At 65.7% G+C, this 12474-nt stretch carries 15 protein-coding genes; 10 read left to right on the forward strand and 5 right to left on the reverse strand.

Going from position 1 to position 12474, the window contains the following annotated elements; all coding sequences use genetic code 11:
• Positions 1-139 precede the first annotated feature (139 nt).
• The gene (locus CO675_RS37640) at positions 140-1207 is read right to left on the reverse strand and encodes an MBL fold metallo-hydrolase (RefSeq protein ID WP_198964890.1); all 1068 of its coding nucleotides are present in this window, start codon (positions 1205-1207) and stop codon (positions 140-142) included.
• Between the two features lie 377 nt (positions 1208-1584).
• Here CO675_RS37640 and ffh point away from each other — a divergent pair, with 377 nt between their 5' ends.
• The 3 genes from ffh to rimM all read left to right on the forward strand — a co-directional run bounded on the left by ffh (position 1585) and on the right by rimM (position 4089).
• Positions 1585-3132: a signal recognition particle protein gene (gene ffh, locus CO675_RS37645; protein WP_097676929.1), complete on the forward strand. Its 1548-nt coding sequence runs from the start codon at positions 1585-1587 to the stop codon at positions 3130-3132.
• 85 nt (positions 3133-3217) lie between these two features.
• Entirely contained in the window at positions 3218-3550 is a 333-nt protein-coding gene (rpsP, locus tag CO675_RS37650) for a 30S ribosomal protein S16 (protein WP_097676930.1), read from the forward strand.
• 17 nt (positions 3551-3567) lie between these two features.
• Positions 3568-4089, forward strand: a complete 522-nt coding sequence (gene rimM, locus CO675_RS37655) for a ribosome maturation factor RimM (RefSeq protein WP_097676931.1) — start codon at positions 3568-3570, stop codon at positions 4087-4089.
• A 15-nt stretch (positions 4090-4104) separates the two neighbouring features.
• On the opposite strand, the gene gcvA is transcribed toward rimM, so the two are convergent.
• Positions 4105-5016, reverse strand: coding sequence for a transcriptional regulator GcvA (gene gcvA / locus CO675_RS37660; protein WP_097676932.1), 912 nt, complete (start codon positions 5014-5016; stop codon positions 4105-4107).
• Positions 5017-5187: 171 nt separating this feature from the next.
• On the opposite strand from gcvA, the gene CO675_RS37665 reads away from it, so the two are divergent.
• The 4 genes from CO675_RS37665 (at position 5188) to rplS (ending at position 8888) form a co-directional block, all read left to right on the forward strand.
• Entirely contained in the window at positions 5188-6387 is a 1200-nt protein-coding gene (locus CO675_RS37665; protein WP_097676971.1) for an MFS transporter, read from the forward strand.
• A gap of 170 nt (positions 6388-6557) precedes the next feature.
• Positions 6558-7640, forward strand: a complete 1083-nt coding sequence (locus tag CO675_RS37670; protein WP_097676933.1) for a quinone oxidoreductase family protein — start codon at positions 6558-6560, stop codon at positions 7638-7640.
• 9 nt (positions 7641-7649) lie between these two features.
• Positions 7650-8399, forward strand: a complete 750-nt coding sequence (gene trmD, locus CO675_RS37675; protein ID WP_097676934.1) for a tRNA (guanosine(37)-N1)-methyltransferase TrmD — start codon at positions 7650-7652, stop codon at positions 8397-8399.
• 108 nt (positions 8400-8507) lie between these two features.
• Positions 8508-8888, forward strand: a complete 381-nt coding sequence (gene rplS / locus CO675_RS37680; protein ID WP_092126446.1) for a 50S ribosomal protein L19 — start codon at positions 8508-8510, stop codon at positions 8886-8888.
• A gap of 145 nt (positions 8889-9033) precedes the next feature.
• Here rplS and CO675_RS41235 read toward each other — a convergent pair whose 3' ends face one another.
• Positions 9034-9207, reverse strand: coding sequence for a hypothetical protein (locus CO675_RS41235; protein ID WP_198964891.1), 174 nt, complete (start codon positions 9205-9207; stop codon positions 9034-9036).
• A gap of 25 nt (positions 9208-9232) precedes the next feature.
• On the opposite strand from CO675_RS41235, the gene leuC reads away from it, so the two are divergent.
• Positions 9233-10639 carry a 3-isopropylmalate dehydratase large subunit gene (gene leuC, locus CO675_RS37685; protein WP_097676935.1) on the forward strand — a complete coding sequence of 469 codons (1407 nt, stop codon included), beginning with the start codon at positions 9233-9235 and terminating at the stop codon, positions 10637-10639.
• 203 nt (positions 10640-10842) lie between these two features.
• Positions 10843-11052 (forward strand): hypothetical protein, encoded by a 210-nt coding sequence (locus CO675_RS37690; RefSeq protein ID WP_097676936.1) that lies wholly within the window; start codon positions 10843-10845, stop codon positions 11050-11052.
• A gap of 141 nt (positions 11053-11193) precedes the next feature.
• Here CO675_RS37690 and CO675_RS37695 read toward each other — a convergent pair whose 3' ends face one another.
• Together CO675_RS37695 and CO675_RS37700 are read right to left on the reverse strand one after the other, a co-directional pair.
• Positions 11194-11532, reverse strand: coding sequence for a hypothetical protein (locus tag CO675_RS37695; RefSeq protein WP_097676972.1), 339 nt, complete (start codon positions 11530-11532; stop codon positions 11194-11196).
• Between the two features lie 127 nt (positions 11533-11659).
• A complete protein-coding gene (locus CO675_RS37700) occupies positions 11660-11914 on the reverse strand; it encodes a hypothetical protein (protein ID WP_097676937.1) in 255 nt (84 codons plus the stop codon).
• 319 nt (positions 11915-12233) lie between these two features.
• Here CO675_RS37700 and CO675_RS37705 point away from each other — a divergent pair, with 319 nt between their 5' ends.
• Positions 12234-12455: a hypothetical protein gene (locus CO675_RS37705; RefSeq protein ID WP_097676938.1), complete on the forward strand. Its 222-nt coding sequence runs from the start codon at positions 12234-12236 to the stop codon at positions 12453-12455.
• The last annotated feature ends 19 nt before the right edge of the window (positions 12456-12474 follow it).

A 12474-nucleotide genomic window follows, 5' to 3' on the forward strand; every position in this document is an offset into this window, starting at 1 on the left:
CTCATTCTGGCACACTGATGCCGTAGGGGGCCGTCCACCCCATCAACCACCGAGTTTGGTGGCGAACGGGATCGTGGCTCCAGCATCGCGCATTAATCAATATTTGGAGTAATGGGTCCCGGCCTTCGCCGGGACGACGCTAAATCTCGAACACCTGTCCCGGCTTTAGCGTCAAAAACTTCTCGCGCGGCACCTTTGCCGCGTCGAGCGCTTCAGTGAGCGCGATCGCCGGTGCATCGATCGCTTCGTCGGTCAACTGGAACGTGCCGTGGTGATGCGCCAGGGCCTGGGCGGCGCCGCAATCGGCCAGTGCGTTCACGGCATCCTCCGGGTTCATGTGCTGGTCTTGCATGAACCAGCGCGGCTCGTAGGCGCCGATCGGCAGGATCGCGAGCCGGAGCGCGCCATGCGCCTCGGCCACCCGGCGGAAGTGGCGGCCGTCGCCATAGCCGGAATCGCAGACGATGTAGAGCTTGCCCGCCGGCGTCTCCAGCACGAAGCTCGCCCACAGCGCCTTGTTGCGATCGAACAGGCCGCGCGCCGACCAGTGCCGCGTCGGCACCAGCGTCACCGCAACGCCGCCGCCGAGTTCGACGCGGTGATGCCAGTCGAACGCCTCGGCCTTGATCGCGGCATCGGAGGCGCGCATCGTGACATCGTTGCCGAGCGGCGTGATCACGCGCGGCGCAAACGCTGTAGTCAGCTTCGACAGCGTCGCGACATCGAGATGATCGTAATGGCCGTGCGACACCAGCACGACGTCGATCGTGGGGAGCTTCTCGAAAGCGATGCCGGGATCGTTGTGCCGTTTCGGACCTGCGAAGCCGAACGGCGAGGCCCGCATCGACCACACCGGATCGACCAGGATGTTGAGGCCGCCGGTCTGGATCAGCCAACTGGCGTGGCCGACAAAGCAGAGCCGCACTCTGTCGCCGTCGACGCGGGGCGGCGGCGTATCGGCATAGGGGCTCGGCGCCCATTCCGGCCAGACCGCGCGCTGCCGTCTGCCCCCGAACTGCCAGCGCAACACCTCGCCGAGCGATTTCGGCGGCGCGCCATCCGGATCGAAGAAGTGCAGGCCGTCGAAATGATCGGAGACGGGGCCGTCATAGGTTTTCATCAGGGACATCCAGATCGAGGGCACGCCGAGCGCGGCGACGGCTCCGGTCAGGCCAGCAAGAAGGCGGCGGCGGGTGACGATGGGCACGCGGGTTCCCAACAGGAGGCAGGCTCCGCTTATATGGGTGACGATGCTGAATTCGGAACCAGCATGGCAAATTGCCGTAATTTCAATGCCTTAGGATCCAGGCCATACCTATTGCGGCGAAACTTTCCTTGACTTTGCCGCCCCGGCGGCGTTTAACGCCGCGACTTTCTCGGAAAGATCCGTCTTTTCGACCCGCCGACTGGTCCTGGAGGCCGGAGGCCAACGCCCGACAGCGCGATGCGCCCTCGGGCGCGAAAGTGTTTGGACCATCTTCTTGGCAGGGTGCCAAGGCGGACTATGTGGTCATCACGCGCGAGAGCGGGTCCTGACCAGAAGCGAGTGAAGCGCGCTCACGGGCGCAACGAAGGACAACGGCATTGTTCGACAATCTGTCGGAACGGCTTGGTGGCATTCTCGATCGTCTAACGGGGCGCGGCGCGCTGACCGAAAAGGACGTCGATGCCGCGATGCGCGAGGTGCGCCGCGCGCTGCTCGAGGCCGACGTCGCGCTCGAGGTCGTCCGCAGCTTCATCGACCGGGTCCGCGAGCAGGCGATCGGCGCCACCGTCGTCAAGTCGGTCACGCCGGGCCAGATGGTGGTGAAGATCGTCCATGACGAGCTGGTCGCCACGCTCGGCTCCGACGGCCAGACCATCGACATCAATTCCGTGCCGCCGGTGCCGATCATGATGGTCGGCCTGCAAGGCTCCGGCAAGACCACCACCACCGCAAAGCTCGCGCGCCGCATGGTTCAGCGCGACAAGCGCAAGGTGCTGATGGCCTCGCTCGACGTCTATCGTCCGGCGGCGATGGAGCAGCTCGCGGTGCTCGGCCGCGACCTCGACATTCCGACGTTGCCGATCGTCGCCGGCCAGATGCCGCCGCAGATCGCACGGCGCGCGTTGGAGGCCGGCAAGCTCGGTGGCTACGACGTCGTGCTGCTCGACACGGCCGGCCGCACCACGCTCGACGAAGACATGATGAAGGAGGCGGCCGAGATCAAAGCCGCCGCCAACCCGCACGAAGTGCTGCTGGTCGCCGACTCCCTCACCGGCCAGGACGCGGTCAACCTTGCGCGCTCATTCGATGAACGCGTCGGCCTCACCGGCATCGTGCTGACGCGCGTCGACGGCGACGGCCGCGGCGGCGCCGCGCTGTCGATGCGCGCGGTCACCGGCAAGCCGATCAAGCTGCTCGGCACCGGCGAAAAGACCGACGCGCTGGAAGACTTCCATCCGAACCGCATCGCCGGCCGCATCCTCGGCATGGGCGACGTCGTCTCGCTGGTCGAGAAGGCCGCGGCGAACATCGACGCCGAGAAGGCCGCGCGCACCGCCGAGCGCATGCGCAAGGGTCAGTTCGATCTCAACGACATGCGCGAACAGCTGCAGCAGATGGCGAATATGGGCGGCATCGGCGGCCTGATGGGCATGATGCCCGGCATCGCCAAGATGAAGAACCAGATCGCGGCGGCCGGCATCGACGACAAGATCATCAAGCGCCAGGTCGCGGTGATCGATTCGATGACGCGGCAGGAGCGCAAGAATCCGGACATCCTGAAGGCGAGCCGCAAGAAGCGCATCGCGGCCGGCGCCGGCCAGAGCGTCGAGCAAGTCAACAAGCTGCTGAAAATGCACCGGAACATGGCCGACATGATGAAGGCCATGGGAAGCGGCAAGCGCGGCCCGCTCGCTGGCATCGCGCAGGCGATGGGCTTTGGCGGCGGCATGAAGCCGCCCTCGGCCGAGGAGATGAAGGCGCTCGCCGAGAAGATGCAGGGCGGCGCCGGCGGCGGTCTGCCCAGCCTGCCGAAGGATTTGCCTGCCGGGCTGCGCGGCGGCCTGCCGAACGTGCCGGGCCTGACCGGCCTTTCCGGCAAGCCGATGCTGCCGGGCCTCGGCGGTTTCCCGGGCAAGAAAAAATGAGGAATTCGTCGCGATGGCTCACATGCAGCCGGCGCGACGCGGAATGCCAATCAATCGAACACATCGACTTTTGAAGGAGAACTAAATGTCCGTTGTTATCCGCCTCGCGCGCGCAGGCACCAAGAAGCGTCCGGTCTATCACGTCGTCGTCGCCGACTCGCGCTTCCCGCGCGATGGCCGCTTCATCGAGCGTCTCGGCCACTTCAACCCGCTGCTGCCGAAGGACAACGAGGCCCGCCTGAAGCTCGACATGGACAAGGTGAAGGCCTGGCTCGCCAAGGGCGCGCAGCCGTCGGATCGCGTCAGCCGCTTCCTCGACGCCGCTGGCGTCGTGAAGCGCGCCGCGCGCAACAACCCGGAAAAGGCCGTGCCGCGCAAGGAGCGCAAGGCGCAGGCCGAAGCCGCCGCCAAGGCATAGACTGAACGGCGACCACGGTGACTGCACCGGTCTGTGTCGCCCGCATCGGCGCTGCGCATGGCGTGCGCGGCGCCGTCCGGCTATGGACCTTCACCGAAGATCCGCTGGCCGTGAAGGACTACGGCCCGCTGATGACCAAGGACGGCGCGCGCCAGTTCGAGGTCACGCATGCGCGCGAGGCCAAGGACCATCTGGTGGTGACGCTGAAGGGCGTCGCCAGCCGCGATGACGCCGAACGGCTCAATGGGCTCGAGCTCTACGTTCCGCGCGACCGGCTGCCGGAAACCGACGACGGCGAGTATTACCACACCGACCTGATCGGGCTCGCCGCGGTGACGACGACAGATCAGCCGCTCGGCAAGGTGATCGCGATCCATAATTTCGGCGCCGGCGACATCATCGAGATCGCCCCGCCGCTGGGCGCGACGATGTTGCTGCCCTTCACCAACGCCGTGGTGCCGACTGTCGATATCGCTGGCGGCCGCGTCGTGATCGACCTGCCGCAGGAAGTCGACGGCGATGATCCGTCGGCAGCTTGATCAAAACATTTTTCGTCAGCCAGTCATCCGACCCTGCTGCTCGAGCCAGTCGCAGAATACCGCGCTGTGCGGATCGTTGCTGCGGCCTGCGGGGAAATACGCAAAGTAGCTTCGTGCCGGCAGGCTAACGTTCGGAAACGGCGTCACCAGTCGTCCCGCCGCGAGATCGTCCGAGATCAGCGCGGTCGGACCCATCGCAACGCCGAGACCATCGAGCGCGGCCTGGATGGTCAGATAGAAATGGTCGAAGGTAAGCGAAGCTGCCGGCTCCAGCGCGGATTGCCCGGTCTCGGTCAACCAGTCGCGCCACAGCCGCGGCATCGACGTGACATGCAGCAGCGTATGCCGGGAGAGATCCGCGATCTCACGCAGCGGCAACCGTTCGAGCAGCGACGGACTGCACACCGGCAATCGCCGCTCCGACACCAGGAAGCGCGACGAGAAGCCATGAAACGTATCCGGACCGCCGCGGATCACGACGTCGAATGATTCCGGCAGCGCATCCACCGGATCGTTCGACGTGCTCAAGCGCACCTCGATGTCCGGATGCTCGGCGCGAAACCGGCTCATCCGCGGCAAGAGCCAGCGCAGGCTGAAGGTCGCGAGCGCGTTGACGCGCAACACCGCCACCGCGGCGTCGCCGCGCCGCTCGCGATGCTGCTGCACGGCGGCGGAAATCCGGTCGAGCGCCGGAGCGAACTCGGCCAACAGCGCCGCGCCCGCCGGCGTCAGCACCACGCGCCGCACCGATCGCCGGAACAGCGCCGGCGCACCCAGCCACTCCTCGAGCAGCCGGATCTGCTGGCTGACCGCGCCATGGGTCACGCTGAGTTCGGCGGCGGCCTCCTTGAAACTGCCGAGCCGCGCGGCGGCCTCGAAGGCGCGAACGGCATTGAGCGGCGGCAGGCTGCGGCGTGGAACGAACATGATCCCTCAATATCAGATTTTCTAACGCATGACCCGATTATTACTGATTTGTGACAGCAATCATTCGGGCGCATATTGCGCAGCAAACCACTAACGCACCTATCTTTTTCGAAGGCCTTCTCCGATGCGCCGCCGTTCCGTCTTTAGTTTTTCTTGCTTTGGATGGCGACGATGAGCGCATCCACGGAAGCCGGCGCATCCCGACTCGGCCAGACCCAGGCGACGCGCACACTCACGGTGACCGGGCTCAACCACGCCCTCCATGACGGCTACACCGACCTGATCTACGTGCTGCTGCCGGTCTGGCAGGCGGAGTTCGCGCTGAGCTACGGGCTGCTGGCGCTGCTGCGCGGGCTCTATGCCGGCGCCATGGCCGGCTTGCAGATACCGGTCGGACGCATCGCAGAGCGGATCGACGGCAAGATCATCCTGATCGCGGGCACGGCGCTGTCGGCGCTCGGCTATGTGTTCGCCGGATTATCCGGCGGCGTCATCGGGCTTGGCCTGGCGCTCGCGCTCTCCGGTGCGGGTTCGAGCACGCAGCATCCGATCGCATCATCAGCGGTGTCGCGCGCCTATGGCGCGGCGGCGCGCGGCCCGCTCGGCATCTACAATTTCTCGGGCGATCTCGGCAAGGCGGCGATCCCGGCGGCGACCTCGATCCTGCTCGTGATCATGTCGTGGCGGCACACGCTGCTCGTGGTCGCGCTCGCAGGCCTGCTCGTCGCGATCAGCATCGCACTCTGGATGCCCTCGGTCGGCAAGGGTGCCGAGCACAAGGCAGCCTCAGCGTCGCGCCGCTCAAGCGCCGGCGGCGGCTTTCACTGCCTGCTCGCGATCGGAATTCTCGACACCGCGGTCAGGATGGGTTTTCTCACCTTCCTGCCGTTCCTGTTGCGCGACAAGGGCGCCTCGCTGCCGACCAACGGCCTCGCGCTGGCGCTGGTCTTCATCGGCGGTGCCGCGGGGAAATTCACCTGCGGCTGGCTCGGCGAGCGCGTCGGCACGTTGCGCACCGTGCTGATCACCGAAGGCGGCACGACGGCGTTGATCCTTGCGGTGCTGGTATTGCCGCTGGCGCCGGCCATCGTGCTGCTGCCGCTGCTCGGCGTGATGCTCAACGGCACGTCCTCGGTGCTCTATGGCACGGTGCCCGAGCTGACGCCGGCGCATCAGACCGAGCGCGCCTTCGCGCTGTTCTACACGGGGACGATCGGATCGGGCGCGATCGCGCCGGTTATCTATGGCGTGCTTGGCGACGCGCTCGGTCCGACGCTCGCCACCACGGCGACCGCACTTACGGCACTGGCGATCTGTCCGCTTGCAGTCGCCCTCGCGAGGCACCTTGGCGATCGTCCAACGGCAGCGTGACGCTTGATTAGCTTAGGTCTGTAGCCCGGATGAAGCCGACGGGTCGCGCGCATGCGCGCTCGACGACAGGCTCCGCGAAATCCGGGGCCGCTCCTCATTGCTGGCGCGATTCCCGGATTGCGCTTCGCCCCATCCGGGCTACTTAAGCAGTGGTCTCACGGAGCATCCCAATGACAAGCACGCACAAGGCCTGGCGGCTGCACGCCCACAATGATCTTCGCTTCGAGGATGTCGCAACGCCGAGGCCCGCGCCCGATGGCGTCGTGGTCCGGATCGAAGCCGGCATGGTGCTGTCCTATACCAACAAGCTCTTGTCGGGCGCGCTGCCCTACAGCCTGCCACCGATGCCGTTCGTGCCGGGCACCAACGCGATCGCGCGAATCGTCGCCACCGGCGAGAACGTCACGCATGTTCGGAGCGGCGACCGCGTATTCCTCAGCCCGCATCTGCGTGGCGACGTGCCGGATCGCGATCCGCCGCAGATCCTGATCGGCCTCACCGCCACGGTGATGACCCCAGAGGCGCTCGCATTGCAGGCGCGCTGGCGCGACGGCGTGTTTGCGGAGATCGCGCATTGGCCTGCCGCCTGCGTCACGCCCCTTGCCAATCTCGACGACAAGCCGGCGACCGAGCTGATCGGGCTGGCAAAACTGATCGTGCCGTTCGGCGGCTTGCAGCGCACCGGCCTGCGCGGCGGACAAACCATCATCGTCAACGGCGCGACCGGCTATTTCGGTTCGGGCGGCGTGATGCTCGCAGTCGCGATGGGCGCGGGCCGCGTCGTCGCCGTCGGACGCAAAGAGGCCGCGCTCGATCAATTGCGCGATGCATTCGGCCCGCGCGTCATTCCCGCGGTCGTCACCGGCGATGCCGCCGCCGACCTTCAGACTATCCGCCGCGCCGCCGGCGGCAGCGCCGATGTCGCGCTCGATTTGCTCGGCGCCGCCAAGAGCACCTCGACCACGCTGTCCGCGCTGCGCGCGCTCAGGCGTGGCGGCCGGATGGTGCTGATGGGCAGCTCCGAGGTGCCGCTCGAACTCTCGTTCCGCGAGATGCTGGCCAACGACTGGGAAGTGGTCGGGCAGTTCATGTACGATCGCACGGCGCCTGGCCAACTCGCCGGCCTCGCCGCCGAAGGCCTGCTCGACCTGCGCAAGATCAACGTAGCGACGTTCAAGCTCGCCGACTTCCGCCGTGCGGTCGATGCGGCTGCGATGATGCAGAGCCTCGACCTTACGGCCGTGGTGCCGTAACCAGAGACCATGACGACACCACAAGCGACACCCTGGCGCGCCACCGTGCTGACCCTGTTCCCGGACATGTTTCCGGGACCGCTCGGCGTGAGCCTGGCCGGCAAGGCGCTGGCCACAGGTCTCTGGGCGCTGGAGGCGCGCGACATCCGGGCGTCGGCGAGCGACAAGCACCGCAGCGTCGACGACACGCCGGCCGGCGGCGGCCCGGGCATGGTGCTGCGGGCCGACGTGCTGGCAGCGGCGATCGATGCCGCTGGCGCCGCACCTGACCGGCCGCGGCTCCTGATGAGCCCGCGGGGTCGGCCATTGACCCAGACCCACGTCGCCGAGCTGGCGGCGGGGCCCGGCCCCTTGATCGTCTGCGGCCGCTTTGAGGGCATCGACCAACGGGTGATCGAGGCTAGGGGCCTCGAGGAGGTCTCGATCGGCGATTATGTGCTGTCGGGCGGCGAAATCGCCGCGATGGCGCTGATCGACGCCTGCGTCCGCCTGTTGCCGGGCGTGATGGGGAAGCTGGCCTCGGGAACCGAGGAGAGTTTTTCCGAAGGACTACTGGAATACCCCCAATACACCCGTCCGCAGGAGTTCGAGGGCCGCCAGATCCCGGAAATCCTGATTTCCGGCGACCACGCCAAGGTCGCCGCCTGGCGGCTGGCCCAGTCCGAGGCCCTGACGGAGGCCCGGCGGCCCGATCTCTGGGCCCGGAAGGCCGGCCAAAAAGCCGCCCGACGAGGGACAAAAAACACGACAGACGGGTGACAAACCCTGCGCTTTGCCTTATAGGCACGGCCTAATCCGCACACGCGCAGGATAGATGGACGTTTGCGCAGCCCGCACAGGCTGGGCGCGCCGCCGATGGAGATTTCGATGAACCTGATTCAGCAGCTCGAAAAAGAGCAGTTCGACAAGCTCGCCGCCACCAAGACCATCCCGGAATTCGGCCCCGGCGATACCGTCATCGTCAACGTGAAGGTGGTCGAAGGCGAACGCACCCGCGTGCAGGCCTATGAAGGCGTCTGCATCGGCCGTTCCGGCCACGGCCTCAACGAGAGCTTCACCGTGCGCAAGATTTCGTACGGCGAGGGCGTCGAGCGCGTTTTCCCGGTGATGTCGCCGATGATCGACTCGATCAAGGTCGTGCGTCGCGGCAAGGTGCGTCGCGCCAAGCTCTATTACCTGCGCAGCCTGCGCGGCAAGTCGGCCCGCATCGTCGAGAAGCAGGACCGCCAGACCGCCGTCGGCGAATAACTCTTCCCTTCAGGGATCGTGGTCGAAAGCGCGGGGCTTGCCCCGCGCTTTTTCGTTGCGGCATACCTATCTGACGAGCAGGCCCGCGCATCGATCGATTGTCGCGGGCGCAAGCCCTGTGTTAGAAATTTAGAATGGTTCCGGATCAAGCAAGCCAGCCCTGCCAGCGCGTCGTGATCGACGATCGCTCGCGGCTGCCCGGCCGCTTCTTCGGACGTTTTGCGACGTCGGCAACATCAGAGCTTACGCGCGCAGCGTAACGCTGCCTGGACGCTGTCGCCTGCTCGCGCGCCGAGATGCGCTTAACGCCATTCACCACTGAATTTCTTCTGGAGCTGAAGCTCATGTCCAAACCGACCACGCTGTACGACAAGATCTGGAACGACCATCTGGTTCACGAGGCCGAGGACGGCACCTGCCTGCTCTATATCGATCGCCATCTGGTGCACGAGGTGACCTCGCCGCAGGCGTTCGAAGGCCTGCGTGCCGCCGGCCGCAAGGTGCACGCGCCCGAGAAGACGCTCGCCGTCGTCGACCACAACATCCCGACCACCGATCGCTCGAAGCCGAACCCCGATCCTGAAAGCATCGAACAGATGCGGGTGATGGCGGAGAACGCCAAGGAATTCGGCATCGAATATTACAACGAGTTCGACAAGCGTCAGGGCATCGTCCACGTCATCGGCCCGGAGCAGGGTTTCACGCTGCCCGGCACCACCATCGTTTGCGGTGACAGCCACACCTCGACGCATGGCGCGTTCGGCGCGCTCGCGCACGGCATCGGCACCTCTGAGGTCGAGCACGTGCTGGCGACGCAGACGCTGATCCAGAAGAAGGCCAAGAACATGCGCGCGATCGTCGACGGCAAATTGCCCGACGGCGTGACCGGCAAGGACATCATCCTGGCGATCATCGGCGAGATCGGCACCGCCGGCGGCACCGGCTATGTGCTGGAATATGCCGGCGAGGCGATCCGTGCGCTTTCGATGGAAGGCCGCATGACGGTCTGCAACATGTCGATCGAAGGCGGCGCGCGCGCCGGCCTGGTTGCGCCCGACCAGAAGGCGTTCGACTTCCTGCGCGACCGCCCGAAGGCGCCGAAGGGCGCCGCCTGGGACGCCGCGATGCGCTACTGGGAGACGCTGCGCTCCGACGAGGGCGCGCATTTCGATCACGAACTGCGGCTGGACGCAGCAAAACTGCCGCCGATCGTCACCTGGGGCACCAGCCCTGAAGACGTCATCTCGGTGACCGGCTTCGTGCCCGATCCCGACAAGATCGCGGATGAAGCGAAGCGGCTCTCCAAGCACCGCGCGCTGAAATATATGGGCTTGAGCGCCGGCACCAAGATCACCGACATCAAGCTCGACCGCGTCTTCATCGGCTCCTGCACCAACGGCCGCATCGAGGACCTGCGCGCCGCGGCGAAGGTCGCCGAGGGCAAGACCGTCAACGCCAACGTCAACGCGATGATCGTGCCGGGCTCGGGCATCGTGAAGGAACAGGCGGAAGCCGAAGGCCTCGACAAGATCTTCATTGCGGCCGGCTTCGAATGGCGCGAGCCGGGTTGCTCGATGTGCCTGGCGATGAACCCGGACAAGCTGAAGCCGGAAGAGCGCTGTGCCTCGACCTCGAACCGCAACTTCGAGGGCCGTCAGGGCTTCAAGGGCCGCACCCATCTGGTGTCGCCCGCGATGGCCGCGGCCGCCGCGATCGCCGGCCACTTCGTCGACGTCCGCGACTGGCGGTAAGGTAAGCGCGGGAGCTTCGGTTCTGACCAGATCAGAACCGAGGCCCGATTCTCTTCTTTGACGCGTTTTCTTCACGCGAACCGGATTCCACTTCGCTCGAAAACGCTATGGCTTGTCTCAAGCTCGAGCCGTTGTGGAAACGGCTCGTTAACGTGACGTACGCACACTGGCCCCCGCGAAGACAGGTTTCGTGGGAGCCGGACGTGGCCGACAAGAGCGAATTCGTCGACATGATCAGTGAGGCGACACGGCAGAAGCGCCGTCGCGCCACACCACGCATCATCGATCCGCTACCTGAGGTGAAGGAAACCTCGCGCCTCAGCCACTGGCCGCCGGAGCGCTGGACGCAATGGCGGATGGAAAACCTGACGCCGTGGAAGATAAAGTCCTGGAAGCTGAAGAATTGGGACTAGCGCTCTCCAGCGAGAGCGACCTGACAAACGGGCGCCGTGAGGCGCCCGCTGTCATTTCAGCTTGCCTGCAAAGGGCGGCCCGGCGACCGGAGCCGCTCCTACGCTTGCCCAGCAGAGCCGCGCACAGCGCGGCTGCGCGGCTCACCAGAACGGGCCGAACCCGAAGCCAAAGGTGAACGGCGCCGGCACAGCATATGGATACGGCCGATAGTAATAAGGCCGCCCGTAATAATAGGAGCCGTACGGCCGGTAATAGGAATAGGGCTGGTAGTACGGCCGGTAATAAGGCCGGTAGCCGCGGTGATAATGGTGACGATGGTAATGGCGATGATGGCGCTGCGCGCTGAAGTCGGTCGCCTGGCCTGCCTGCCGCTGTTGTGCCGCGGCGTGCGGCTTGGCTGATGCCGCGGCACCTGCCGATGCCGGCGCCGTCAATGCGAATGCGCAAGCGACCGCGGCAACACCGATCCATTTCATCATGATCAACTCCTGCAGATTGCGATTGATCGCATCTCGGGCGTGCGAATCTGCCGGATTGATGGCTGCGAATGACAACAGGCCCGCTACTCACGGGCCTGTGTCTCAACTGCGCTGATACGCCGCGCGATCAGCGGCGCCAGTGGCCGCGATGGCCCCAGCCGCGGTGGTGTCCGCGACCCCAACCACGGTGATGTCCGCGACCCCAGCCACCGTGATGTCCATGGCCCCAGCGTACCTGGGTGGTCGTCTGGTTCGCGTTGTCCTGAACCACTGCGGCAGTGCCCGGAGTCGCGAGCGACATCGCGCTCGCGCGCTCGGCCGGCGCCGCCAAAACCAGCACGGCACCGACGGCCGCGAGCCCCAGAACTTTCATCACCTTCATGAGTTTTCTCCTTGATCCCTTGATGTCACGCCTTGCAACGACGACTCGAGCTTCTTGCCTTGACGCGTTTTCTTCGTGCGAACCGGGATCCGCCTCGCTCGAAAACGCCCTGGCATTCGAATCGACCCCCGTTGCCGCGACGCAGATCGCAAGCAGAATGCGGGCGACGTGAATGGGATATGAATGACTGCGCCACGAGGGTGAATGCCGCTGGCGCGCGCAGGTTCCGGCACAGCCGCTGGAATTTTCATGTCTGTGCATAAAACCGGCTTAGACGATGGTCGTATGTTTGTGAGGAGCCTCTCGCAGGAGATCACCGATGACCCAACATGGCTCGCACAAATGGTTCACGCTCGGCGCGGCAGCGCTCGCTGGTTCCGTGATTTCAATTGATGTCGCGCTCGCTTCGCAAGGACCGGGCGGCGGCATGGGAACGGCAAGCCATTTCACGCAAATGCTGATGGCGCTCGCGGTCTATGGAACGGCAGGAGCGGTTGTCGCAGCTGGACTGATCGGCGCTTTGCGCCAGCGTCTACTCTAGCTGCCGCGTTGCTCGAAGA

The organism is Bradyrhizobium sp. C9 (assembly GCF_002532045.1).
Taxonomy (GTDB): Bacteria; Pseudomonadota; Alphaproteobacteria; order Rhizobiales; family Xanthobacteraceae; genus Bradyrhizobium.